At 58.0% G+C, this 22,024-nt stretch carries 19 protein-coding genes and 1 pseudogene; 7 read left to right on the top strand and 13 right to left on the bottom strand.

The window, feature by feature from the left end; genetic code table 11:
- Positions 1-3: 3 nt before the first annotated feature.
- Positions 4-885: a non-homologous end joining protein Ku gene (gene ku / locus AC1DUP_RS35060; protein ID WP_113310738.1), complete on the bottom strand. Its 882-nt coding sequence runs from the start codon at positions 883-885 to the stop codon at positions 4-6.
- Between the two features lie 1,002 nt (positions 886-1,887).
- On the opposite strand from ku, the gene AC1DUP_RS35055 reads away from it, so the two are divergent.
- Positions 1,888-2,475 (top strand): LysE family translocator, encoded by a 588-nt coding sequence (locus AC1DUP_RS35055; RefSeq protein ID WP_477837080.1) that lies wholly within the window; start codon positions 1,888-1,890, stop codon positions 2,473-2,475.
- Here AC1DUP_RS35055 and AC1DUP_RS35050 read toward each other — a convergent pair.
- Positions 2,472-3,296 (bottom strand): AraC family transcriptional regulator, encoded by an 825-nt coding sequence (locus tag AC1DUP_RS35050; RefSeq protein WP_113310735.1) that lies wholly within the window; start codon positions 3,294-3,296, stop codon positions 2,472-2,474. The genes AC1DUP_RS35055 and AC1DUP_RS35050 overlap by 4 nt on opposite strands.
- A gap of 144 nt (positions 3,297-3,440) precedes the next feature.
- On the opposite strand from AC1DUP_RS35050, the gene AC1DUP_RS35045 reads away from it, so the two are divergent.
- Positions 3,441-3,890, top strand: a complete 450-nt coding sequence (locus AC1DUP_RS35045) for a hypothetical protein (protein ID WP_113310734.1) — start codon at positions 3,441-3,443, stop codon at positions 3,888-3,890.
- An 85-nt stretch (positions 3,891-3,975) separates the two neighbouring features.
- Here the strand turns inward: AC1DUP_RS35045 and AC1DUP_RS35040 are convergent, their stop codons facing one another.
- Entirely contained in the window at positions 3,976-4,731 is a 756-nt protein-coding gene (locus tag AC1DUP_RS35040) for a DeoR/GlpR family DNA-binding transcription regulator (protein ID WP_113300982.1), read from the bottom strand.
- A gap of 84 nt (positions 4,732-4,815) precedes the next feature.
- Between AC1DUP_RS35040 and AC1DUP_RS35035 the strand changes: the two genes are divergently transcribed.
- Complete coding sequence (locus AC1DUP_RS35035) at positions 4,816-5,397, top strand: NUDIX domain-containing protein (protein WP_113300983.1); 582 nt, start codon at positions 4,816-4,818, stop codon at positions 5,395-5,397.
- Positions 5,398-5,828: 431 nt separating this feature from the next.
- Here AC1DUP_RS35035 and AC1DUP_RS35030 read toward each other — a convergent pair whose 3' ends face one another.
- On the bottom strand, positions 5,829-8,180 hold the full coding sequence (locus tag AC1DUP_RS35030) for a methyl-accepting chemotaxis protein (RefSeq protein WP_113310732.1): 2,352 nt from the start codon (positions 8,178-8,180) through the stop codon (positions 5,829-5,831).
- Between the two features lie 286 nt (positions 8,181-8,466).
- Between AC1DUP_RS35030 and AC1DUP_RS35025 the strand changes: the two are divergent.
- Positions 8,467-8,592 (top strand): annotated as a pseudogene (locus tag AC1DUP_RS35025) (LysR family transcriptional regulator); the annotation flags it as partial.
- A 133-nt stretch (positions 8,593-8,725) separates the two neighbouring features.
- Here the strand turns inward: AC1DUP_RS35025 and AC1DUP_RS35020 are convergent.
- The 5 genes from AC1DUP_RS35020 to AC1DUP_RS35000 all read right to left on the bottom strand — a co-directional run bounded on the left by AC1DUP_RS35020 (position 8,726) and on the right by AC1DUP_RS35000 (position 13,643).
- Entirely contained in the window at positions 8,726-8,998 is a 273-nt protein-coding gene (locus AC1DUP_RS35020) for a hypothetical protein (RefSeq protein WP_113310731.1), read from the bottom strand.
- A gap of 847 nt (positions 8,999-9,845) precedes the next feature.
- Complete coding sequence (locus AC1DUP_RS35015; RefSeq protein ID WP_113310729.1) at positions 9,846-11,804, bottom strand: AI-2E family transporter; 1,959 nt, start codon at positions 11,802-11,804, stop codon at positions 9,846-9,848.
- A gap of 77 nt (positions 11,805-11,881) precedes the next feature.
- Positions 11,882-12,163, bottom strand: a complete 282-nt coding sequence (locus AC1DUP_RS35010; protein ID WP_162747485.1) for a hypothetical protein — start codon at positions 12,161-12,163, stop codon at positions 11,882-11,884.
- Positions 12,164-12,656: 493 nt separating this feature from the next.
- Complete coding sequence (locus tag AC1DUP_RS35005; protein WP_113310727.1) at positions 12,657-12,860, bottom strand: hypothetical protein; 204 nt, start codon at positions 12,858-12,860, stop codon at positions 12,657-12,659.
- Positions 12,861-13,286: 426 nt separating this feature from the next.
- Positions 13,287-13,643, bottom strand: a complete 357-nt coding sequence (locus tag AC1DUP_RS35000) for an SH3 domain-containing protein (RefSeq protein WP_113310726.1) — start codon at positions 13,641-13,643, stop codon at positions 13,287-13,289.
- Positions 13,644-14,471: 828 nt separating this feature from the next.
- Between AC1DUP_RS35000 and AC1DUP_RS34995 the strand changes: the two genes are divergently transcribed.
- On the top strand, positions 14,472-15,566 hold the full coding sequence (locus tag AC1DUP_RS34995; RefSeq protein ID WP_113310725.1) for a nucleotidyltransferase family protein: 1,095 nt from the start codon (positions 14,472-14,474) through the stop codon (positions 15,564-15,566).
- Positions 15,567-16,481: 915 nt separating this feature from the next.
- Here AC1DUP_RS34995 and AC1DUP_RS34990 read toward each other — a convergent pair.
- The 4 genes from AC1DUP_RS34990 to AC1DUP_RS34975 form a co-directional block, all read right to left on the bottom strand.
- Positions 16,482-17,855: a metallophosphoesterase family protein gene (locus tag AC1DUP_RS34990; protein WP_113310724.1), complete on the bottom strand. Its 1,374-nt coding sequence runs from the start codon at positions 17,853-17,855 to the stop codon at positions 16,482-16,484.
- A complete protein-coding gene (locus AC1DUP_RS34985) occupies positions 17,852-19,165 on the bottom strand; it encodes a protein kinase domain-containing protein (RefSeq protein ID WP_113310723.1) in 1,314 nt (437 codons plus the stop codon). The genes AC1DUP_RS34990 and AC1DUP_RS34985 overlap by 4 nt, the downstream gene beginning before the upstream one ends.
- A gap of 17 nt (positions 19,166-19,182) precedes the next feature.
- On the bottom strand, positions 19,183-20,067 hold the full coding sequence (locus AC1DUP_RS34980; protein WP_162747250.1) for a hypothetical protein: 885 nt from the start codon (positions 20,065-20,067) through the stop codon (positions 19,183-19,185).
- 493 nt (positions 20,068-20,560) lie between these two features.
- Entirely contained in the window at positions 20,561-20,872 is a 312-nt protein-coding gene (locus AC1DUP_RS34975; protein ID WP_113300994.1) for a hypothetical protein, read from the bottom strand.
- Positions 20,873-20,931: 59 nt separating this feature from the next.
- Between AC1DUP_RS34975 and AC1DUP_RS34970 the strand changes: the two genes are divergently transcribed.
- Both AC1DUP_RS34970 and AC1DUP_RS34965 read left to right on the top strand, forming a co-directional pair.
- Complete coding sequence (locus AC1DUP_RS34970; protein ID WP_162748576.1) at positions 20,932-21,189, top strand: hypothetical protein; 258 nt, start codon at positions 20,932-20,934, stop codon at positions 21,187-21,189.
- 363 nt (positions 21,190-21,552) lie between these two features.
- Complete coding sequence (locus AC1DUP_RS34965; protein WP_113300996.1) at positions 21,553-21,780, top strand: hypothetical protein; 228 nt, start codon at positions 21,553-21,555, stop codon at positions 21,778-21,780.
- Positions 21,781-22,024: the final 244 nt, after the last annotated feature.

Genomic DNA, 22,024 nt, shown 5'->3' with positions numbered 1-22,024 from the left:
CTCCTAACCGGCTTTCTTCTGTGCGGTCTTCGCCGTTGATTTCTCGGCAGTCGCCTTCTTACGCTTCCTGGCGTTCGTATTGGCGGCAGCCTTCTTGGGCTTGGCATCGCCCATGCCCGCACTCTCGCGCAGTGCCTTGAGGAGATCGTTTGGTTTGGAAACCTTCACGGGCTTAGGCTTCGGCAACGTCTTGCCTTCGGCTTTGGCTTTCACCAGCTCGGCAAGGGCGTTTTCGTAGCGGTCATCGAATTTTGCCGGATCGAAATCACCCTTCTTGGTGCCGATGATGTGCTTTGCGAGGTCGACCATTTCGCCTTCGACCTTTATCTCTGGCATTTCCTTGAATCCCTCGTCGGACGAGCGGACCTCGTAGTCGAAATTGAGGGTGGTTGCGATGAGCCCCCGTCCGTGCGCGCGGATCAATACGGTTCGCATCCGGCGGAACAGAACGGTCCTGGCTATTGCCGTGACGCCTGCTTCCTTGAGCGCGTCGCGCAGCCCGGCGAATGCATCCTGGGAGACGTCATCCGTGGGGACGAGATAATAGGGCTTGTCGAAATAGACGTCGTCAATGTCGGAGCAGGGGAGAAACGCTTCGATCTCAAGCATCTTGTCGGAATCCGGGATGACAGCCGTCACTTCTTCCGGGTCGATCATAATGTACTGACCGTCGCCGACATCGAAGCCCTTCACTTGCTGGTCGCGGTCGACAGTTTCTTCGGTTTCACTGTCGACGAACTCCCGGCGAACCCGGTTGCCCGTGGCTTCATTGATGGTGTGGAAGGTGATGCGGTCTGACGTGGAGGCCGCCGTATAGAGGCCAACGCCACAGCTGATCTCGCCGATCTTGATGTGGCCTTTCCACTGAGCGCGATGAGCGGCCATGTCGTAACTCCCTCCGGAACCTTTCCATCAACTCTCTGTTCTCACTTTCGTTCCGAGCAATACAAGGGAAGCGATATGTTGCAGCACTATCATGACACAGACGATAGGGAGGACAGCAAGGGCAGTCCGATTCTATTCAATGCTGTCGTGACTTGGTTTCGCGTCTACCAAGTCCCTTTCGATCATAGGGTCGCCGACGTGCTGTGCACGGTGGCCATGGCACTTTACTTTGATGGGCTTGGCGAACGGCAGATCACGGATCATCTTATCCGGAAGTTCAACGGTCCGATGTCCACGATGGCGACCGCGGCGTCTTCCTTGGCATACCACTGAGGCTTCGCCACAATGTTCACCGGCCCAGTGAGATGGAGGCGCGAGCGAGAAAGTTCCATGGCAATCAGCAATGTGGCCGTCCTCATCCGGTTCACTAACGTTTCGGAGGTTGTATTTTCTCAATGAGACGAGATTATTGTAGAATATTGACGTCTGCGTTGCCTCGGAGACCGGCGGCGTTGAGCTGAACGATGCTGAGATCTGGGAAGGGAGGAGAGGACGGCTGTAACGTCACCAGCGCCTCGATATAGACTATGCGGCCATTTGTCCCGATCGGAAGCGTCGGTCCGATCTGCCGCCAGGCAAGTGGATCGTCTCGTCTATGATCTCTATTGTGATAAACGAGCGTCTGGAGGGTTGGCGACGACGATTTCGCGCAACATGCGGATCCGTCGGTATTCGATCATCGCGAATAGCCGCCGATGATCGTCGAGCCCACGCAGATTACTAACGCCATGGCAAGCGTTACGGGATCGGCGCCCAGGATGTCGTGCACTGGAACTACCTTAATTTCAAAACGGGCGGGACCCATCTTCGCCGTGGCTAAATAGAAGCCTATTGCTCGTGGGTACGCTGAGCCGCGTCGAGGGCAATATTTTACAATACCTCGTCCCCGCGAAAAACTAGGAGCATTCCGAACCTTCAAGGATCGGGATTATGACGACCGCATTGCTGCTTTCCATGGCAACCTTCTCACTTGCCGCTTCCATCTCACCTGGACCCGTCAATATCCTCGCTATGTCGATCGGCATGAGACATGGACTGGGCCGGTCGATGCGGTTCGCCACCGGCGCGACCATCGGGTTCACCGTCCTGCTCATGCTTATGGGCCTTGGCTTGAGTGCGGCCGTCAACTGCTTGCCAAATCTACTGGCCGGAATTCGCTGGTCGGGTGTTCTGTTTCTGATCTATATGGCGATTGCGCTCGCGGCCGATGGCGGTCGATTGTCCGCAACCACGATGGCCGCGGCGCCGTCCGCGATTGATGGCGCTTTGCTTCAATGGCTCAATCCGAAAGCCTGGCTTGCATCGACTGCCGGAATGGGAGTCTTTGCGGCAGGAGCGGACCTTGACCGCCTAATGACATTCGCGGCCGTTTATTTCGTCGTTTGCTACGTCTCGGTCTTATGCTGGGCGATGGCAGGAACCGCTCTTCGCCGATGGATCGCGGAGCCTTCGAAAATTCGAACAATAAATAGATTTCTAGCTGTGCTGGTGGCTGCAGGCGCGGCCTATCTGGCTCTCGCTGGCGCCTAACTCGAAACTGCCGCAGCATACTGGCCGGGATTGACCGCGGTAAAGCGTTTGAAGGCGCGTTGAAAATGAGCTTGATCGAAAAACATCGTTTCGTGAGCCGCATCCAGGATGGTCGCGCCGTTTCGCAACATCCGTCGTGCTTTCTGGATGCGGTAGTCGATGAGATATGTGTACGGCGTCAGGCCGAACCGCCTTTTGAACGAGCGTATGAGATAGGAGGCAGAGAGGCTGGAGGCGTCGCATATGTCGCCGAGGCCAAGCTTTACGTTCCAGTTATCCCGAATGAAATCAGCGGCGATGGAAATCCGGTCACTGTCGGGGGGTACTCTTCTCAGGCTGCCACCCAACGTCTCGTAAACGTGCGCGAAAACTACAGTCGCTGCAACCTCCCGACTGAGCGTGGTGGCGTCAGGCGATTCCAAAGCCGCATAGAGCGCGTTCAAGCCGTTGTAGAGAGCCGGCCCATCGTGAACCATTCGCTCGATGTAGAGGAAGGTCCCGTCACCGCTGCCACTGAGGCCCGCTTGAATCTTTCCGAACCATCCCGTCTCGACGTAGAACATTCGGTAAGACCACCCGCGCCCTCCAATGGGATTGCAGGCATGGACGTCGCCGGGGTTCATGATGGTGACGGAGCCCCGCGAAATCTGCCCCGTGCGGCCGCTGTTCAGATAGTTCGTCTGACCACCGGTAATCACGCCGATGGAAAAGGTTTCATGGCTGTGCCTGTCGAAACAGATCTGCCGTCCGTCAGCCACGACCCTCGCTTCGATGAATGGCAACTGGCTGTCGTACCAGAAGGTATTGTTCGGCGCATTCATAACAATCCACCGCAGCGAAAATCTGATTGTAGCGGCAGGGGGTGCGGTGGTCCGCCGCAACCCCACCGGAACCACGCGCGATAGAAAATCTCACTCAAATCCAAAGCCGTCCGAAGACGTCTGACCGTAAATCGAAAGAACCCCGTGTCAACCAAGCTCGTCATCCTATCCACCTTTCTCGTTGCTTCTCTCGCAGGTTGTCAGAGCGCCCCGCCTGTGACCCCGGTTGGCTATATCGGCACCACCAAAGACGGTGTGATGACGGCTAGGCCGTTGACCGATGCCGAAATGGCAAAGGCTATGAAGTCCGCAAAACGGGCAAGCGAGATGGCCCCGGCAATTGCTGCGGCAAACACCTTTGGAGGCCTGGACCCAACCGGCGTGAGCCAGATGGCGGTCACCGCGGAAACCAGGAGGCGCATGGAGGATTTCCAGCAATACGTCCCTGGCATGATGGCGGCAAATGTCCAGCGGCTCGAGACGTATTGCAAGTCCAACCCGAAATTTGACGCCTGCATCGAGTTTCGAAAAACCAAGGCGGAAATGAAAGCGCGTGGCCAGCGAATGCCGGATGGCTCGGTTCCCCAGCCCTAGGCGGGTTCGAATGCGATCGGTTCAGACGTTTGCCACCTGGCTTTGAAATCAGCTCTTCCTTTTGTCATGCCCAGTTTGTCTAAGCTTATGCGCGCGTGATCGAGATACCACGGGATTTGTAAGGCTCCACGAGATCGGTCGGGCAGCTCTTCTCCACGATGAGGCCGTCGATGTGATCGAGGCTGATAATGTCGTAGGCGGAGACCGCGCCGAGCTTCTCTTTGGATGCAAGCACAATCGTTTCCGCCGACTGGCGACTGATGGCGCGCTTCATCGCCGCCTCTTCTCTGTCACCTGTCGTCAGTCCGTGGTCAGGATGGATACCGGTTACGCCCATGAAGAAAATGTCGGCGCGGATGTGGGAGATGCCCTCGATCGCCACGGCCCCCACTGCCACGTTGGAGTGCTTGTAGATGCGGCCGCCGATGAGCTCGACGTCGATGCCCGGGTGGTCGGAGAGTGCGACCGCGATGTCAGGGCTGTGGGTGGCGATTGTCGCACTCAATTGCTTGGAAAAGGCGCGGGCGACCGCAACGGCATTTGTCCCGCCATCGAGAAAGATAATCTGGCCGTTCTTCACCATTGCGGCAGCCGCCTTGGCGATTGCCGTTTTGTCCTCGACGGAAATTTTCCTTCTGCTCGGGAGATCAGCGAGTGCTTTGGATGCTGGTAAAGCCCCGCCGTGGACTCGTTGAAGCAGACCTTCGGCTGCAAGCTCGCGCAGGTCGCGCCGAATCGTATCCTCTGACAGGCCCAGCGTCAGGCTGAGTTCTTTCGCGACCACGCGGCCGGTGTTTCCAAGGGTTTCGAGGATGAGGGCTTTTCTTTCGGTCGTCAGCATGACGTTCCTCTCTTTCAGTTGCGTCTTGTTGCACGTTTGATATTTTCGTGCAATAGCATGCAATTATGTGCATGGGAGGCGAGCATGACGATATCTGATCGAATCAAGGTGGAGGATGTGACCACGCTCTCCAGCGACTGGTACATTCTGAAGAAGACAACGTTCAGCTTCCTGCGGGGCGACGGCACCTGGCAGAAGCAGAGCCGGGAAACCTATGACCGCGGTAACGGTGCGACGATTCTTCTATACGATCTTGAGCGGCGCACGGTGCTGCTCACCCGGCAATTCCGGTATCCGGCTTACGTCAATGGCCATGATGATCTCCTGACGGAAGCGCCGGCTGGTCTTTTGGACAATGCCAGTCCGGAGGAGCGGATAAAGGCGGAAGTCGAAGAGGAAACCGGATACCGCGTGAGCGATGTACGCCAGATTTTCGATGCCTTCATGAGCCCGGGATCGGTGACCGAGAGGCTCCACTTCTTTGTCGGCGCCTATTCAGCTGCGGACGAAGTGTCCGGCGGCGGCGGAAATGCGGATGAAGGCGAGGAGATCGAGCGCCTGGAGCCGACGATCGACGAAGCGCTGGAGATGATCGGGGATGGACGCATCCGCGACGGAAAGACGATCATGCTGCTCCAGCATGCCGCCCTTCATGTGTTCAAATGAACGGATCAACGCCCCCGTGTGCGGTCGGATAGAGCGGGTGATTCCGCCCCGCTAATGATGAGGTTAAAATGACATCTCCTGTCTTCCATCTGGTGTGCGTCCGCATCGGCGCAGGAAAGACGACCTACTCGGGTAAATCCGCAGACGTGGGAATGCGCACCGTTCCCCGACGCTTCGCTGATGTGCGCAGGCGGGGTATGCAGCTTGGAGGGGATCGCCGCCGTTTCTTGGAGTAGCTGCTTACGAGCCACCGGTGCGCCTGTCATGACGAGAAGTCGCGGGAAGAAGGTTGAGTGCCAGTAAGCGGCTAAACAGGCCGGGCAGATCTTCTCTTACAACCAGCACACAAAGCCACGCCACAGCCACTATGGCGCTTGCTGAAACGAACACAGCCCGGGCATCACCGCCCGGGCTGACTGTCTTGGCTCTGATCAGAATTCCGACCATTCCTGCTGCAGTTTGTTGAGCGCTGCATTGCCGCGTGCGGCGGGCACCGGGCGAGAGACAGGCGCTGACGCTCTAACCGGGCCGGGCACCAATGTCCTGGAAGGACCCAACGCACGGTGTCCGGCGGTCGCTGTTCCTCCATCGCCGGTCTGGAAAGTGCCGAGCAATTCGCCCAGACGACTGCTTTCCTGCGCGAGACCTGTGCCGGCCGCGTTCATCTGCTCGACCATTGCGGCGTTCTGCTGCGTCGCCTGATCCATATGATTGACTGCGCTGTTGATCTCCGACAATCCCATAGACTGCTCTTGGGCGGCGGTAGCGATAGCGTCCATGTGCTGGTTGATCTGCTGCACAAGTTCTGAAATTGCGGTAAGGCCTTCGCCGGTGTCGTTGACCAAGCGTACGCCCTCGCTCACAGCGACCTCTGAATTGCCGATCAGGCTTTTGATCTCCTTCGCGGCACCGGCGGAGCGCTGCGCCAACTCGCGCACTTCCTGAGCGACGACGGCAAAGCCCTTGCCGGCTTCACCGGCACGGGCAGCCTCCACACCGGCATTCAAGGCCAGCAGATTGGTCTGGAAAGCGATCTCGTCGATGACCCCAATAATCTGGCTGATCTGCCTGGAAGAGTGCTCGATCTTGCCCATGGCGCTGACTGCGTTGTTAACGACCTGACTTGAGTTTTCCGCGCGAGACCGGGCACCGCGCACGAGATCGCGGGCGTCTCCGGCACGCTGGGAGGTCGATCGCACATTGGCGGTAACCTCCTCCAGTGCTGCTGCGGTTTCCTCGAGCGAAGCGGCTTGCTGTTCAGTTCGCTTGGAGAGGTTGTCGGACGCTTGCGAGATCTCGACGCTGCCGCTGCTGACCAATGACGCAGTCTGACCGACACCCCGCATGGCGTCGCGAAGCTGCTTGACCGATGTGTTGAAGTCGTGACGGAGTGCCTCGAACTGCGGCGCTAGAGCCGTATCGATTTCACAGACGAGGTCGCCGGTTGCGAGACGGCGCAGGCCTGCAGCGAGCGAGCCTGTTGCCTGCATCAGGCGTTCTTCGGCTTCGGCCTCGGTGCGCCGCTGCATCTCGATACGCTCGCGCTCTGCGAAAACCCGTGCCTCTGCCGTTTGCTCTTCAAGTGCCTTGTTGCGGATAGCAGCCTGCTGGAAGACCTCAACGGAGCGAGCCATTTCGCCAATTTCGTCACGGCGAGCGACACCGGCCACCTCGATCTTCAGATCGCCCTGCGCCAAGGCCGCCATCGACTGCGTGATAACGCCGATCGGCTTGGTGACGCGGAAGATGATGACGCAGATGCCGGCAACACTGACGGTAGCAGCGATGAGGAAGATCAACGTATAGAGAATGAACTGGGCGAATGCCTGAGACTGACTGGCTGCGGCTGCAGCCACCATGCCGTCCGCCGCAGCGGACGCCGTATTGGTGATGAAGAGAAGGGCGTCATTGCCCATCGGCCGCCATACATCGAGCGACATCGGCGCCTTCTCGCCTGCAGAAAATGTCTCGAGAAGTGCCGTGCGCTTGGGAGCAAAATCGCCCCCGAAATAGCCGGTCTGTGTGGCCTGGTAGGCGTCCTTTATGATCTGCAGTGTGTCCTTGTGGTTCACGAGGACGCCGACCTGCTTCCAGGCGAAGGTTACGGCATAATCGTTGAGTTGGATCTTGCCTAGCTCCGCAGCTGTCATCGTCGCGCCTGCGCCAAGCGTGATATTGAGCTGGAGGTTCGATGCCCCCGCAAGCGCACGCGTTGACCATGCCAATGAGCGGATCTGGATCATTGCCGTCATCGACGGATCGCTTTCGCGGATTCGGGCTTCGATTGCTGTCGAACCGGTTTCCAGCGCCGTCAGCAGCTCCTGTCCGAGGTTGAGGGCATTGTCCTGCAGTCCGGCGTCGCGGTCTGCCAGCTTTTTCGTCAACTGATCATCAAGCTTTGTCCGAAACGCCAGCACCCGGTCAAACGTGTTCATGACGTCGGCAATCTGCGCTTTGATCGCGTTGTCGTCGATATCGGCGTAGATCGCCTTGGCGCTGGCCATGGCGCTGTCCACCAGCCCGCGATCCTTTTTCAGCGAAGCCAGCGTGCCGGCGAGTGCGTCGATTTCCATGTTTGCTGCGGATGAACCATCACCGCGCTCGTTGCGAAAGGTCGCAAGTGTCTGGAAAAGTGCGCGGTCAAGAGCGGTAAGCTTCGATACATCCCCGAAAACCTGGTGTTTGTTGTATGCGTCCATCGCGGATGACGCGGTGAGCACACAGATGACCGCGCTCAGAAGAAGAAATATTCCAACCAGGATATTACGGATGGATAAAGTCATAATCGCCCCACTTGCGTTGCGGCTGACGTCTCGCTGGTGCGCGCACGACAGCTGAATGTGCTGGAACCGCTCGCGTCGATGCTTCAAAAAAGACAATCCGCTGGCCGCCGAGTTCTTACTCGTTCGCAGGCTCATCATGGCCAGGTCCAATAGTGTCGCAGGATAGATCTGGTTTTATTGAAACAGCATTAAGAAAATTAGAAATGTGAGCGCAGTTGCCTTTATTTCCAGTGAGGCGCACCTGGCATCGCCCCAAAGACCAGGGGCGGCCTTTTATGGTGGCGCGGTCCGGATCCTGAGCGAGGTGGATCTGTCGGCCGAGATCCTCCGTTCGGGCGCCGGCAAGGCGGCACGCAAGATTACGATCGGCACGGTCTATCCCGCGACGATCGGGGTGCTGCCGGCCTTTGTGCCGGCCCGGCCTCTTCTGGCTGGCGTGGTTTGGCGGTCGCGCTGGGAGGAAGGAATTCGAGACCGGCAGAGGAATTTGACGAAATGCGGGTTCTTCAGGCAACTCAGCAATAGGATGTAATCAATTGGCGTCACTAACGCATCGTGGCGATCCGACGGGTTGACGGAGGCACATTGGTTTGGTCACATTCCACGAGCTGGCCTCCCTCACGAAGCTGTGAGATCCCAATTTGGACGACTTTGATCATATCAGTCATCCGCTGGCCGTGGCTATCCTGGTACTGTTCCAACGTAGGAGTATCGATCACGACGTCGGCTAGCGCGGTGATGCGATTGTCTTTGACCGCTTTGGCGCCGAGAGCCCAAACGCGGCTAAACAGTATTCGATCCGATTCAGTGGTGGTCATTACGTTCCGCTAGCTGATTGATCGAGCGCTGTATCCAGCGGAGGTAGTAATCTTAGCGGGCAGGTCGCGCTCATCAAGCGGACTAAAGTCCTAAGCCGAGCATGAAGGGCGTTTGGTACGCTACCGCACCGTACTGCGTATTTGAGGGGCAAAAAGAAGCCCGCCGAAGCGGGCAGTAAGGGAAGTGGAAAGGCGACCGCGCAGCGAGTTGGTTGAAAGGTCAAAGGGTACATAGATCCGCCACGTGGCCCATGGTGGTTAAACTTCAGCGACGCCAAAAGATTCCGGTCACATCTTGCCTCTCGCCGCAAATCAACCCTTTCAACCGGTCAAAATCATGAACACCCTGGCAGTACAATTCGATGATAATGGCCGCTGTTCGCAATGTTTCCTCATCGTCGTCAGCGAACTGAAATTCCCCGCCTGCTGCCTCCAGGAGTTGCCGACAGACAACGAGGTGTTCAGACGCCAGCGCTTGATGTGGTTTGGCAGTAAACGTGAGATTGGGGCAGTTTTTTCCGTGTTTAGCATTTAATGTGAGATTCTCTCGGCCGCGAATCTCAGATCAAATGCAACTGCGACGACCACAGCGACTGACGCGAACAGTCCAATATCTCTTCTGCAGCCTAACAAGCGGGCTTTGTTCTCACCCATCAGATGGCCACTCAGCAAGTGAAGCACTTCGGGGCCGGCATGCTGGACGATGGCTACACCTGCCAAGAGAGCGGGCCGCAAATGCAGAGGCAAGACCGGACTTGCCGGAGACGGAGCTCGACCGAGGCCGAAGCCCGTAAGCAGGGCGGGAGAGCCGTCGTGTGCGGATTGCCCGAGCGATCGTCGGAACTTCTCAGGTTGATGCTTCGGACTTGTAGCTGGAAGGTGATCCTCGACGGGCGATCTTACGCACCACGGTCTTGAGGCTTACTGGTGTCGACACACTCAAGCCGCAAAGCGCGGCTTGAGGGATCGAGGTCGCGACGAAGTCCGCGTCAATCTCCGCGGGATTGATCTCCGCATAATCCTGGCCGTTCGCGGTTGGCAGAAAAATGCCCACGCGCAGGGCGGGCTTAAGGCGCTTCAGGCGGCGAACGATCTGGCGGGCACGGGATTTGGAGTTGCCGTTGAGGAACGTGACGATAGCCGTATCCACGCCGTCGATGGGCAATGCCAGCGCTCCCCGAGCAGCGTGGTCAGAATGTAACGACATCGTGGCGGTGGCACCCTGAACTTCCAGCACCTGCGAAAGCATGGCAGCGGCGGCGTCATCCAATCCGCCGCGTCCGCCGAGGCAAAGGATGGAGATGCCCTGACCATCGGGAAGTTCGAGTTCTGCTTCGGTCTTCGGAGCTTCCTGCGGAGCGGTCTCTTCCTCATTCTCCTCTTCATCTGCAACCGCCGACAGGTTCTCCACCAGGGACAGGGAGCTAGATGCGACCACCTCGATCTGCCTCTCCGACATCACGCCGCGCTGACGGTCGAGTTCCGCCAGCAGAAGCGCGGGCATGCCCACCTTGTCGTAATAATCCACGAGATACTCCTCCTCCAGGAACTCTTCCGCGTTGTCCGAAGCTTCGTTCGGATCTCCCGCCAGAAGACGCTGATAAAGCTTCTCGTGCGGTTCCAGCACGGGCTCGTTGCCAAGCAAAACGTCGAGGAATCCGAATTGTGGAACATATCTTCCCACAACGACAAGGCAGACCGTCAAAGGGGTCGAGAGCATGAGACCGAGCGGCCCCCAAAGCCACGACCAGAAGATCGCCGAGATGATGATCGCCAATGGCGACAGCCCGGTATGCGTCCCATAGAGCCACGGCTCCAGGACGTTATTGCTGACGAGTTCGGTCGTCAGATAGAGCGCGCCGACCCAGACAACGAGCGACCAACCAGGCGCGATGGCAAGGGCCAGAAACAGCGGAAGGATCATCCCTACAATCGCGCCTATGTAGGGCACGAAGCGTAGAACAAGCGTCAGCAACCCCCACAGAATGGCATTAGGGATTCCAAGCGTCCATAGACCTATAGTGATCGGAACGGCGTATAGAGTATTCACCACCAATTGCATGAGCAGGTATTTTCCCACCCGCCTGCCAGCGTCCTGGAGCGCGGCGGTGGTTCGGTGTAGGTCTCCCAGGCCGACCAGTCTGATGAAGCGGTCGCGGAGGTCTTCCCGCTCCAGAAGCATGAAGATCACCAACACAACGACAAGACCAGCCGTGGCAAACGGGCTGATGAGAGGCAGAAGCAGATTGCCCATTGTCTGGATTGGATCGGAGCGAGTCACGATTTCGACTGGCATTGGCTTCTGGATCGTTGGCGCCTGGCCCGTCGGTGGTGCCTGACTTTCGACGGCGCGGGTCTGAATTTCGGCTCCGACGCGTTCTACCGCCTTGCTGAGATGGTCCAGTATCCCGTTGCCGGCGCCCGCCTGAGCCAGCGAATGGACCTTGTCGACGAGGTTTCTCTGATAGGTCGGAATATTCTCCGCCAGGTTCGTCACCTGCGTCGCTACGACGATGCTGAAGACGGCGATTGCACAGAAGGCCGATACGACGGCGAGAAGCACGGCCGCGATCTTTGGCACTGAGCGCTTGCGAAGGAACGAGACGATCGGTGCAAGCGTAAAGGCCAGGAGCAGTGACAGTGCAAGCGGCACGAATATCTCCTGACCGAGCCGGAGAATGACGGCGACTCCTATGAGGATCAATATCGTGCGGCCCGACAACTTGCTGCGAAGCTCTCCTTCGGGGAGCCGGTAGATTGCTGCGATCGCCGCTTTGTCTGTCTTCGAAAGTTCAGTTCCGCTCACAACCCACTCCCTAGCACTTACCATGAAGAACTATGCGGCCCGAAAGTGACCTGGGCGCGCACCGTATCCGGGAACGATCAATCGTACCGCAGGCTCCCCTTAAGGTTTTTCAGTTCGGCATCCTGGGAAGCCGCAACCTGCTCGGCGATATGACGGCCGGGCTCGTTGGTCGCGGATATCACCTCGTTCAACTGGTTGATCTGCCCCTGGAGCTCGTATGTCATGCAGGTCGAGGTGAGTGTGTTGTCCTCGATGACGGCTTTCCTGCCCATCGCAAGGGACCTCGGCTTCCAGGCCTCGCCGAATGTTCTGCGCCAATTGGCCGGCGCGTCGGCCGACAGTTTTAGAACCATGTTCATCAAGAGACGTCGCGCAGACGGTTGCGCTTGTTGTCCGTGTGGATTTCATAAACGTAGTATCTCATCGAGGCCTCCTCTCATCACCGGTGAAACGGCCAAGCTTTTCGAGGCCTAACGAAGCCGGGTAGAACGATGATCATCGCGATGACGAAGATAGTCAGCACGAATTTGATCATGCCTTTGCCGGATTTTCTCGGCGTCGCTCATGGCGATGCAACAAGCGGAGCCAGAGAAGGTTCCAGAGGCGGAAGCCTTTCGCCGCTCCTCGTAATTTCGCAGCCTCTCAGGCAAGGGTGACCAATGGTAGAAATACTTGGACACCGGCCCCTTTGATCCCTCTGTCCGAAAAGTCAAAAAAAGAAGCCCGCCAAAGCGGGCCAGGTGGGAAGTTGGGACGAGCCGTCCAGATGTGGACTGGAGTTCCACCGGGACGTCTCGAAGCAATATACTTCTGAAGGATCGAAAGGTTCCCGCATAAAATGGCATTTCCTATTTACCAAATGCGATTGTGAGGACGCTCATCAAAAACTTGGGGCGTCGCACGAAGGTCAATCGTATTTGGCTTTTCCCCGGGCTGCCACGAAAACAAAATCGCGATCGGACACTTGTAGTGTCGGGTGAGGGCGTCGGCTGCTTCCTTCTCGAAGCTCTCGCGTTGTTCAGGGTTGTCGAGAACATTCCGCTTTTCGAAGATCACAGCCACCTCCCAAGTTTGCGATCCCGGCCATCTACAAGCATAAAAACATCACGTCGGATTGGACTAAAGTCCCGAAAACCAGCGGCCCGCGCGGTGAAAGCGAAGAGGTCTTCGGAGACGAACCTTCACCGCGCGAACCGACGGGCGGCAATATTGTTCCGGCAATTCTGAGAAAAGTGCTGAATATTTCTTCAGCAAGCACCGTGAGCAAGAAGTATTCTACCCTGGCTGTTAATGCCCCGCCACATCATCATGTGATGGCCAATGATCCCCATCGTTTATGGGGGCCGGCTCGCCGCGACGATATGCCTAAGATCTGTGACTCACCAATCTTCAAAATCGGCAAACAGAAGAATTCCACTTGAGGAGAAAAGCACGGTCAGCGCGAGGTTAGTCGTATCTGAGGGGGCCGCGGTCTATTCACGTCTACGATTCATCCAAGACGCGTAGTCCCTCTTCGGCGGCCTTTTTAAGTGCGGCCATCGGGATCCAATCTTCCGATCCAGGGAAGCGGACATGCCAGTAAGCCCATCCGTTTAAATTCGGAGATCTGCCCCTTCGATTCAAAGCCAGCGCGCTTGCTGCCTGCGACAGAGTGTCGAATTGCCGGCCGTCTACCACAAGCTTTCCATTGGAAAAGCAGCCAAGGAAATGTTGCTGCCCCCTCATGTAGGACATTTTCGCATCTGACCCGTGGGGGATGGTCACACCTTCGGACGCCCAGGCCACTCCGGTCGCTTGAATTGCCTCGGCGATCTGAATTTTTGTCATCGCAGCTGTCATCAATGTGTCCCTGTTTCTCGCAAGGAGATGCGGAATTGAATTCGCGCATTGTTGGTGGATTGTGCTGCGGGTGAGGAAAGTGCTGCACGCTCGGAAGTTCGTAATTAGATCGGATTGGGGAATTTCCAAGGCTGTGGCAGACGCCTTGTGCTGACCGGGCCTCCCCTTTGCCACCGCGTCAGGGCTGAGCTGGCGGCAGGATCGATTACGTTTATCGTTGCCAATCGTCAACGCTATGTGTGCAATTGAAGAAAGAGAAGCCCGGGAAGCGGGCAACGCTGGTTTTAAAAATATCCTGGAGCGTGGACCGTACGGCGCCTGCTGGGCACAGCAGAGACGGGGGCGCGTCCTTACCGCACGATCCAAAATCTCAAACTCCCGATCCCCGACAATGTTCCTGAAGCCCTCGGTGCTGTCTGAGATCGGACGAGAACGACTTTGGTTTGGACGCGCGGTGACCTTTCTGTCGTCACCAGGAGAAACCTGAATTCCCGCATTGTGTGCGCGGCCTCAATGAAAGCTCCGCGTCAATGTAGCGTCTTACCGCCCATATATAAATAGGCGAAGCTTTCTCCGGCCAACGGTCGCTCAAAAGCATACCCATCAGGTCTTCGACGGTTGCAGCAAAGTGCTGGGGACTAAGGTCGGTCACCTGAACACTCACGGGCGTAATTGGAACTGCAGACGCGGTGTAATCGCGTTACCTCACTCATAGCTGATTGGCGACTCCATTCTCATCAAGGCGATGAGCTCGCATCCTATCTTGCGACCTATCCTCTCGACCGTTATACTGTTTTTGAGAAACAGTATAACACCTGAGTCGAGCTTATGAAGTCCATCGACCTCATATACCAGACGATGCTCGCCGAGCTGGGTCAGCGCTCGCTCGACGCAGCTTGGACGGCCGATTTCCCCCCGGGGGGTCGATTCACCCCGGCGAACATCAAGGGACGAAAGTACTGGTACTTCGACATCCCAGATGGACATGGTGGCACCAAACGTCGTTACGTCGGTTCTGCTGATGATCCGGATATCGCGCAACGCGTAGCTGATCATAAGCGGGACAAGGACGATCTACGCGCTCGCAGGCGCTTGGTAAATACTCTGGCCCGTGAAGGCGGGATGATCGCCCCTGACGCCATGTCGGGCGACATCGTCGAGGCTCTTGCCGATGGCGGTCTCTTTCGGCTACGAGGTGTTCTCATCGGCACGGTTGCCTTTCAATGCTACTCAGGACTGCTGGGCGTCCGCCTTCCCATGGCTGCGATCCTGACCGGCGATGCGGACATCGCCCAGGACTATGCCATTAGTCGGGAGGTTGAAGACAGTCTGCCGCCGATCGTTGAGCTGCTGCAGACCGTCGACGCCAGCTTCCGGCCAGTTCCACATCGATCGGGATCCGTAGCCTCGTCGGCGTTTCAGAATGCCGACGGATACAGGGTTGAATTCTTGACGTCGAACCGTGGTTCGGATGATTACATTGACCAGCCGGCGAAGATGCCTGCCCTTGGTGGCGCCAGCGCGGATCCACTACGCTTTCTCGACTTCCTCATAAGGGAACCCGTCAGGACAATGCTGCTCCACCGAAGCGGTGTCCCAGTCGTCGTCCCCGATCCGTCCCGGTATGCGGTCCACAAGCTCATAGTCGCCAGCCGCCGGCACACTGACGGGCAGGGGCCGGCGAAGCGAGAGAAGGACGTACGTCAAGCTGCGCTGCTCTTTGAAGCTCTGCAGCAGACAAGGCGATCTGCCGACTTGGCGCTCGTCTACAACGAAGCATGGGAGCGCGGGTCTGCGTGGCAAGAAGGTATTCGAACCGGGGCGGGAATGCTGCCGGCACAAGATGCCGAACGGCTCCGCACGGTCCTGATCGAAGGCGCAAAAAAAAACCGCGAAGAAATTGAACTTCCGTTTGGAGAGTAGGCTGTCTTTCGCTTCGAAAGCCAAGCAGTTGATTTAATTCGAAACTGGAAGTCAAATATGGTGTCGAGAGTTCCTGTCCGCTCAAGAGCACTTGCTGCGGCGATGGTTTTTATTGCTTCTGGCACGTGGCGAATTCGAGCCTTCGTTTGGTATCGCGCCATGACGCTCAGGTCCTGCTCCCCGGGGCCCGGAGCAGGGATCGGCGGGATGGTGCTAGCCATTCGCACGGCCGCGGCAGGAAAGCTGGTAGAGCGGCACGTATAAGGTACAAAACAGATCGGATGGCGCGTACATCCGGCCTCAGTCGCTTGGCGCTTGGCGTGGTCGTCGATCCTCAGAAGTAATAGCCGTCGAGTACGCCAAGTAGAGAGCCTCCTATCAGGGAAAATATCAGCGGCAGGATGATGAACAAGAACATCATGAGGAGCATAAAGCGCATCAGGCACCCCCCCGCTGCTGCCCTTGCAGGTGGCGCTTCCGGAACGGGATAGGTCGACCTTCGAGACATACGACCGGCGCGGGAGAGAGCTCGAAGCATCTCCAGCATTTTTGCCGTGCGGATGTCGCCCGCTGAGGCTCCGTAGGCCTCCGCCTCGGGACGGGCAGGCCTCCTTCGCTCTTTCCGACCCCATGGCCTGGGGCTCGCATCCAGCGGTGTTGGTGGGTCCGCGCGGGGCGCTGCTTTGGGAAAAGGGACCGGCGGACGTGGGCGAACGGGAGGGGGGACCGACGGTGCCGCCGGACGTAGCGGATCGCCAAACTTTGCGCCGCATTGCGGACATTCGGGTGCATCTAACCAATGCCCCGGCTTATGGTTCGTACAGTAGAAGCGGACTTCTGCCTCGTGACAGGCCTCGCACTCGCCGGAAGTCGCTGTGGAGGTGCCGCAGTTTGGACAGCGCAAGATGACGCCCGTCATGGTTGAGGCTCCCGGCTCGGGTGATTGTCGATGCTGTCGGCGGCCGGCTGAGGATAATAGGCACGGATCATTTCCGCGGGTATGTGCAACCGATACACGCTCGGCAGGCCTCCTTCGACATATCGCGCCATGGTAGGAACCCGCTCGTAGGGCCCGAATGCCTCGCGGCTCAACCGACGCGAAAGTGCGACGGTCGTGAGCAGCGGATTAGCCCGATAGGCGGGGAAGCTCGCATACCTCTCTTCCACGTGATCGTGGCCGCGTACCATATGTGTGACGGGCCGTCCGAGACCAGCACTCAAAGAGCAAAAAGCAGCGAAGTCCTCGTAGCCGAACTGGCTCCCGCGGGAGAAGCGGTTGGGCATCTTCCTGCGGGCTTTCGGATGGGCCCTTGTCCATACAAAATCAGACAGGCACATCGGGTTGTTCCATTCTCCCGATTCAGCGAGATCGGAATGCAAGTCAACCAGCGGAAAGCCTCCGTGGGCGGCAAGCAATCCGTCGGGAAAGACGAGTGCGCGCGGAGCGTTCGTAAACAGGCGCACGGCAAGCTTACCGGCCCGCTCGATCCATTCGTGGGTGAGGTTAGCGTTGAGGAAGTCGGCAAAGTCCGATGGCGTCACGCTCGAGGAATATCGACCGCCATCGTAAGACAGTGCTTCGTCGTGATTGCCGGCGATAACGCACACTCGGTCGGGCGCGTCTACGATCAGTTCAAATACGCGGAGAAGGATTTCGAGGCCAAAACCCTCGTCATCGAAGAGATCGCCAAGAAACAGGATCCGAGGTGGACCTTCTCCGGGCTGCAGGTCCGGCTGCCGCATTGCCGCAAGTGCAGCCTCGAGCGCCAGAAGATCACCATGCAAGTCGCCGATGATCCACAGCGGGATTTCGGCATCGAAGTCAGAAATCTTGATGACCTTGTCGGTGGGATCGGCGCGGAATTTGTCGAACAACATGCCAGGCCCGTCGGCCCGGTCAAGCAGACCCTCCATTCGTTCCACCGTAGACCGAATTTCGGAGCGGATGGAAGACGGGCTGGCCCGGTTAAGGACAGCTTTCCAATCAAGGTCATTCACCTCGACGATTTCTAATCGAGCAAAGGCCGCCACCTTCGAAAGATCCTGGTCAGACGGCAGGCTTTCCGACCTGGACGCAGGCTCTCCATCCAGTGGCGCAGCCGCCGCCGGTGGAGGTTCGGGGCCAAGAGCTGGAACATCTGCGGCAAGCGCGCCGAGGGGATTGGAAGGACCCGGCGCCCCTGGTTCATTTTTGGGCACATCTGTCATCACCGGATGAGCCTCTGCGATCGCCGGCTGCTCGCGGGGAGGATCGGACTCGGGCACTTCACGTCCGCCGGCCGAGGTCATTTGTTGAGCGCCCGCACCGTGAGGGGCATCTTGGCGATGCCTTTGGCCTGGCGTCCGACCGCAATTCGATCACCTTGCCTGAGCGGACGAGGAGCTGTCAGGGTCAGGCCGTTCACCAGTGTTTCGTTGGTCGCACCGGCCACGGGAGATACCACCCATTGCCGTGTGGGATTTCGTTCCAGGACACATTGGTGATCATCCCAGAACTCGCTTTCCGGCCCGAACTGCCGCAACAGGGGTTTTCCAAGTTCCGTCATCACCCCGATCTGGAGCGAACGTCCATTCGAACCAAGCAGCTCGATCCTCTCGGAAATGATCAGCTCTGCGGAAGCGGGATGAGCGATGCCTTCTGTTGTCGATGCAGCAGCTTTCTGTCCGGAGACGGCAGAGCCTGCGCCGCGTCCACTCAAAATAGCCCGAACTTCTGCAGCCGTCGGTCTCGCAACGGGATCTGGAGACAGGCATCGGTGGAGGACGGAACTGACCTCGGCATTGCTCGCAGGTGCCGGCATTAACCCGGCAAGTGCCGGAGGTTTGGCGGCATAGCTCTGTACAAGTTTTGCATAATCAGCCTGGTCCTCGGTCCAGTACGGATGATGGCCGGCGAGCAGTTCGTAAAGCATTAGGCCGCAGGTGAAAATATCCGAAGCCAGTCCCGGAATAGCGCCGCGCGTCATATGTTCGGGGGATCGATAATTGTCAGTGCCAACATAACCCTGATGCCCGTGCCAGGGCGCGCGGCGGTCAGCCAACAAGGAGAAGTCCATATCGATCAGCTTAAGCTGATAGCCGGAGCTGATCGACGGGTCAGTGATCAAATATGCGTTCGCCGGTTTGAGATCTGCGTGGACGACCTTCGATTCGTGTAATGCCGCAATACCCGTCATGAACACCTTGGACCATGTGAGGTGACGTGCCCAAACCGTGGCATCACTAGTTGCGGCCTGCTTAGTGCGACGATGCTGCTCCCGCTCCTCATCGAGCATTTGCTGCAAGTCTGCACCATTCTCGACGAACTCGAATGCCTGAAAGTAGCAAGGCCCGCCCCAGATCTCTTCGAATGCATCGACCTGGCGCACCGCAAATTGAGCAGCGCGGCCATTCCGGACGCGTGCTCCGAGCTCGTCCTGATAAGCAATGAAATCCCTATACCAGACAACCGTCGGAGCAGGGGACTTGTACTGCTTGAGAAAAACTTTCTCACCGCTCGAAGTCTGAGCTCCATAGGAAATAGCCATCATTCCCGGTCCGAAGACTTTGGTGATGCGATACTGCCGGATCCGGTCGCTTATTTTCAGTTTCTTGGCCATGGCTTTCGGGACAGTCGCTAAAGCGCTACGGTTGCTGCCGACCGGGATACGCTTGCGGCCAACTGCTTCAGGGTGTTACGGAAGTTAACCGGGTCGGAGGTAAATTTCTGGAGCGCCTCCTGCGGGTTAAGCCCTTCGTATTCCACCACCTCCCATTCCGACTTGTCGATCTGGCTCAGTCTATCGTAGCCCTCGAAATTCGGGGCAAAGAGGCTGAGAATAATGCGGTTGGCCATGACAAGGTTAGCCACGTCCTGCAACGAGCCGCCCTTTGCCTCGGCAATGCTCATGGTCTCCTTGAATGAAGCATCGGTGAAGACGATGACAACACGCGCCGCATCGCTTCTATAGCGCCATCTCGCCGGATCCTCCGTCTGCGAACCCTTCGGCACAGCCTCCATAGAGGCAACTTTATAAAGAGCATCGAGAAGCGACTCCGGCTCGTCCCCGCCGCCGTTTGCCTGTAGCGTGCCAAGCTGCGCCTTGAGCGCGCTGGCATCGCGCACGAAGTCATTGTCGACGATCCACGGCAGGCCTTCGGCTTCGGCGGCTTCAATGTCACGGTAGCCGACAACCTTGCCGCGCCAATCTTTGACAAGGGCGGCGTTGTTCGGGTCGCCTTGGCTTAAGGAGTCGATAAAGGCTTCGATATTTCGCCGCAGTGCGTCGATGCAGGGGGCCATGCTGCCGGTAACATCGACGAGGAAGACAATGTCGGCCACGCCTTTGGTTTTTGGACGCTCCTGCAGCGTCTGGCTGTCGGCTGATAATGCCGGCGCGCTGTCTACCGCCGGCTCATCCGGTGTGGACGAAATCGGCCCGGTTGAGTTTGGTGTCGCGGCGGGAGCCTGGCTCCCCGGGGTAGGAGGCGTCTGCTGGTCCGGTTGCTCCGTATCACTCATCGGTCAGCTCCAATAGTTTGGTATCGTTACGCGGCAGATCTGCCAGCGCCTTAACGACAACACGGCGGCGACATGAAAGTTCCTACAGTCGTCGCATCGGAGAACGGCCGGTCTCGGCGGCGATATCTATGGCCGAATTTCCTCGGAGGAATCGAAAGGGATCTCGCTGCACTTACCTGGGATAAACCGATCGCGTGCTTCGCGATGCGCCCTGTATGGTCGCAGCGGATATTTCGCCTCTGCTTCATTCGGTGTTGCTGCAACCGTTCGGCACCGATGAAACTTCAACGCGTCGATGACGCTCCTTTCAAAACAGCGCGGGCGGGTCCTAACCTCAAGAAGGCCTTATAGGAGCGTGGCGGCAACCGCCGCCATAGTTTCCAGCCCCGGAACTCGATCTTGGCGATCAGCGTCGGTTCCGTGAAGATTAGGTCCTAGCAGTTTTCGATGATACACTTTTGCAGTCAGGGCGCCGCTTTGCGCGCGTGGATCGTCAAGGCTTGAGCTTTACAAGCTGCTCCCCGCTTCTTGCGTCCCAGATCGTCAGGTCGACGACAAAATCTCCCCTCTTCGATATCAGGTCGAGCAAGGCTGCGGCCAGACGTCCCGCGCAGATCGGGTTGGTCGCAAGGTCCAGTGTTTCATTGCTTGTCAGCGCCAACCGAAATGAAAGGTCACCGTCTTCCAGGGGAGAAAATGGAGTGGCACTGTCGAATTCAAGATAGGCGTCCGCTTCGCCGTCGGCAGAAGGCCGACGAGCTTCGAAGGCTCGGTGAAATTCACTCTTTTGTTCGGCGGACAGCATTGTGATCCATTCCTCTTTCGCGATCGTAGGCCGGGCGCCGCTCCATCGTTGTCGATGCAATGTCGTCCGTTCTCACTATCGAATTCGATGACGTGATTGCCAAGCAGGGAACGGTAGAAGCGCTTCACCGAAGCCTATCATCCCGGCAGTTCGGCTTGGGTGGTCGCGATGAAGCGCCAGTCCTGCAGCGCCGCGAGTCGATGCGGGGCGGCTTCGCTCTTGTATTGCGCACTTTCGAGGATACTCCGCATCGCCTCGACGCTCTCATATTCGACGATGGCGATATCATCCCAGATTTCTCCGTCCGGGGCGACTAGGTTCGCCTGAACATTGCCAACCCAAACGATTTTGGTCTTGTCAGCACCCGCAACTTTGCTGAAGGCGGCGACGTAGCGTTGAAAATAGGCTTCCTGGAGTCGTTGACGAGGACAGCACCCTAGGACTGAACATCGTGTGCGGCACCTTAGCCGCTTCACAGGCCCGTCGCTTTCAAGGCTGCGAGGGTGAATACATCAGGATCGGTTTGCGGCCCGGCCAAACCGGGCGGCCCTATTCGCAAGTGCGAACGGAGCCCGGTTCCGCTCTCCGCCCATCCGGGTGACGATCCTGCCGCAAGGGCTCGGCCTTGCCATCGATCTGAGCCTATGGAACAGGAGGCGATCCAGACATAGGAGCGCATAATGGAAGAGGCAATGCAGATCGATAATCGTGGCGACTTCGGGCTTTGGGCCATCGAGGTGGCCAAGCAGATTGTGGCTGATCAGGGTTTCGAGCTCGCCCGCGCGGCGCGCGATGGCACCGAGGGCGATGTCCGTGCGGCCGGCAATGCGCTCGGCCAGGCCATCACCAATGCGATGATGGAGGTTTTCGATGGCTTGATGGAGGGTGCCACCGAAGACCAGACATAAGCCTGAAGCGAACGCCCCCGTCGGGCGCACTCGGTCCCGGCTTCGCTGAGCGGTAGTATGCTAAGCCTCCTGCGGCTGCTCTCTCTCGGGGTTGGGAACAAGATGGGGTGGTTGCCGTCCTCCCCTCACGGCATCGCAATATGCCAAGATGATGTGGTTGTAGCCCACAGGACGGAGAAGACGGCAAAATGAAAGACACGATGATCGGGGTGGATCTGGCAAAGAATGTTTTCGTGCTGCACGC

Source organism: Rhizobium sp. 01L419 (assembly GCF_056400025.1).
Note: the sequence above shows the minus strand (reverse complement) of the source record. Positions and strands in the feature narration are given on the sequence as shown.

Coding starts and splice junctions, on each gene's coding strand:
- ku (WP_113310738.1), bottom strand. CDS start 885: ATGGCCGCTCATCGCGCTCAGTGGAAAGGCCACATCAAGATCGGCGAG.
- AC1DUP_RS35050 (WP_113310735.1), bottom strand. CDS start 3,296: ATGAATGCGCCGAACAATACCTTCTGGTACGACAGCCAGTTGCCATTC.
- AC1DUP_RS35040 (WP_113300982.1), bottom strand. CDS start 4,731: ATGCTGACGACCGAAAGAAAAGCCCTCATCCTCGAAACCCTTGGAAAC.
- AC1DUP_RS35035 (WP_113300983.1), top strand. CDS start 4,816: ATGACGATATCTGATCGAATCAAGGTGGAGGATGTGACCACGCTCTCC.
- AC1DUP_RS35030 (WP_113310732.1), bottom strand. CDS start 8,180: ATGACTTTATCCATCCGTAATATCCTGGTTGGAATATTTCTTCTTCTG.
- AC1DUP_RS35020 (WP_113310731.1), bottom strand. CDS start 8,998: ATGACCACCACTGAATCGGATCGAATACTGTTTAGCCGCGTTTGGGCT.
- AC1DUP_RS35010 (WP_162747485.1), bottom strand. CDS start 12,163: ATGAACATGGTTCTAAAACTGTCGGCCGACGCGCCGGCCAATTGGCGC.
- AC1DUP_RS35000 (WP_113310726.1), bottom strand. CDS start 13,643: ATGACAGCTGCGATGACAAAAATTCAGATCGCCGAGGCAATTCAAGCG.
- AC1DUP_RS34995 (WP_113310725.1), top strand. CDS start 14,472: ATGAAGTCCATCGACCTCATATACCAGACGATGCTCGCCGAGCTGGGT.
- AC1DUP_RS34990 (WP_113310724.1), bottom strand. CDS start 17,855: ATGACCTCGGCCGGCGGACGTGAAGTGCCCGAGTCCGATCCTCCCCGC.
- AC1DUP_RS34985 (WP_113310723.1), bottom strand. CDS start 19,165: ATGGCCAAGAAACTGAAAATAAGCGACCGGATCCGGCAGTATCGCATC.
- AC1DUP_RS34980 (WP_162747250.1), bottom strand. CDS start 20,067: ATGAGTGATACGGAGCAACCGGACCAGCAGACGCCTCCTACCCCGGGG.
- AC1DUP_RS34975 (WP_113300994.1), bottom strand. CDS start 20,872: ATGCTGTCCGCCGAACAAAAGAGTGAATTTCACCGAGCCTTCGAAGCT.
- AC1DUP_RS34970 (WP_162748576.1), top strand. CDS start 20,932: ATGTCGTCCGTTCTCACTATCGAATTCGATGACGTGATTGCCAAGCAG.
- AC1DUP_RS34965 (WP_113300996.1), top strand. CDS start 21,553: ATGGAAGAGGCAATGCAGATCGATAATCGTGGCGACTTCGGGCTTTGG.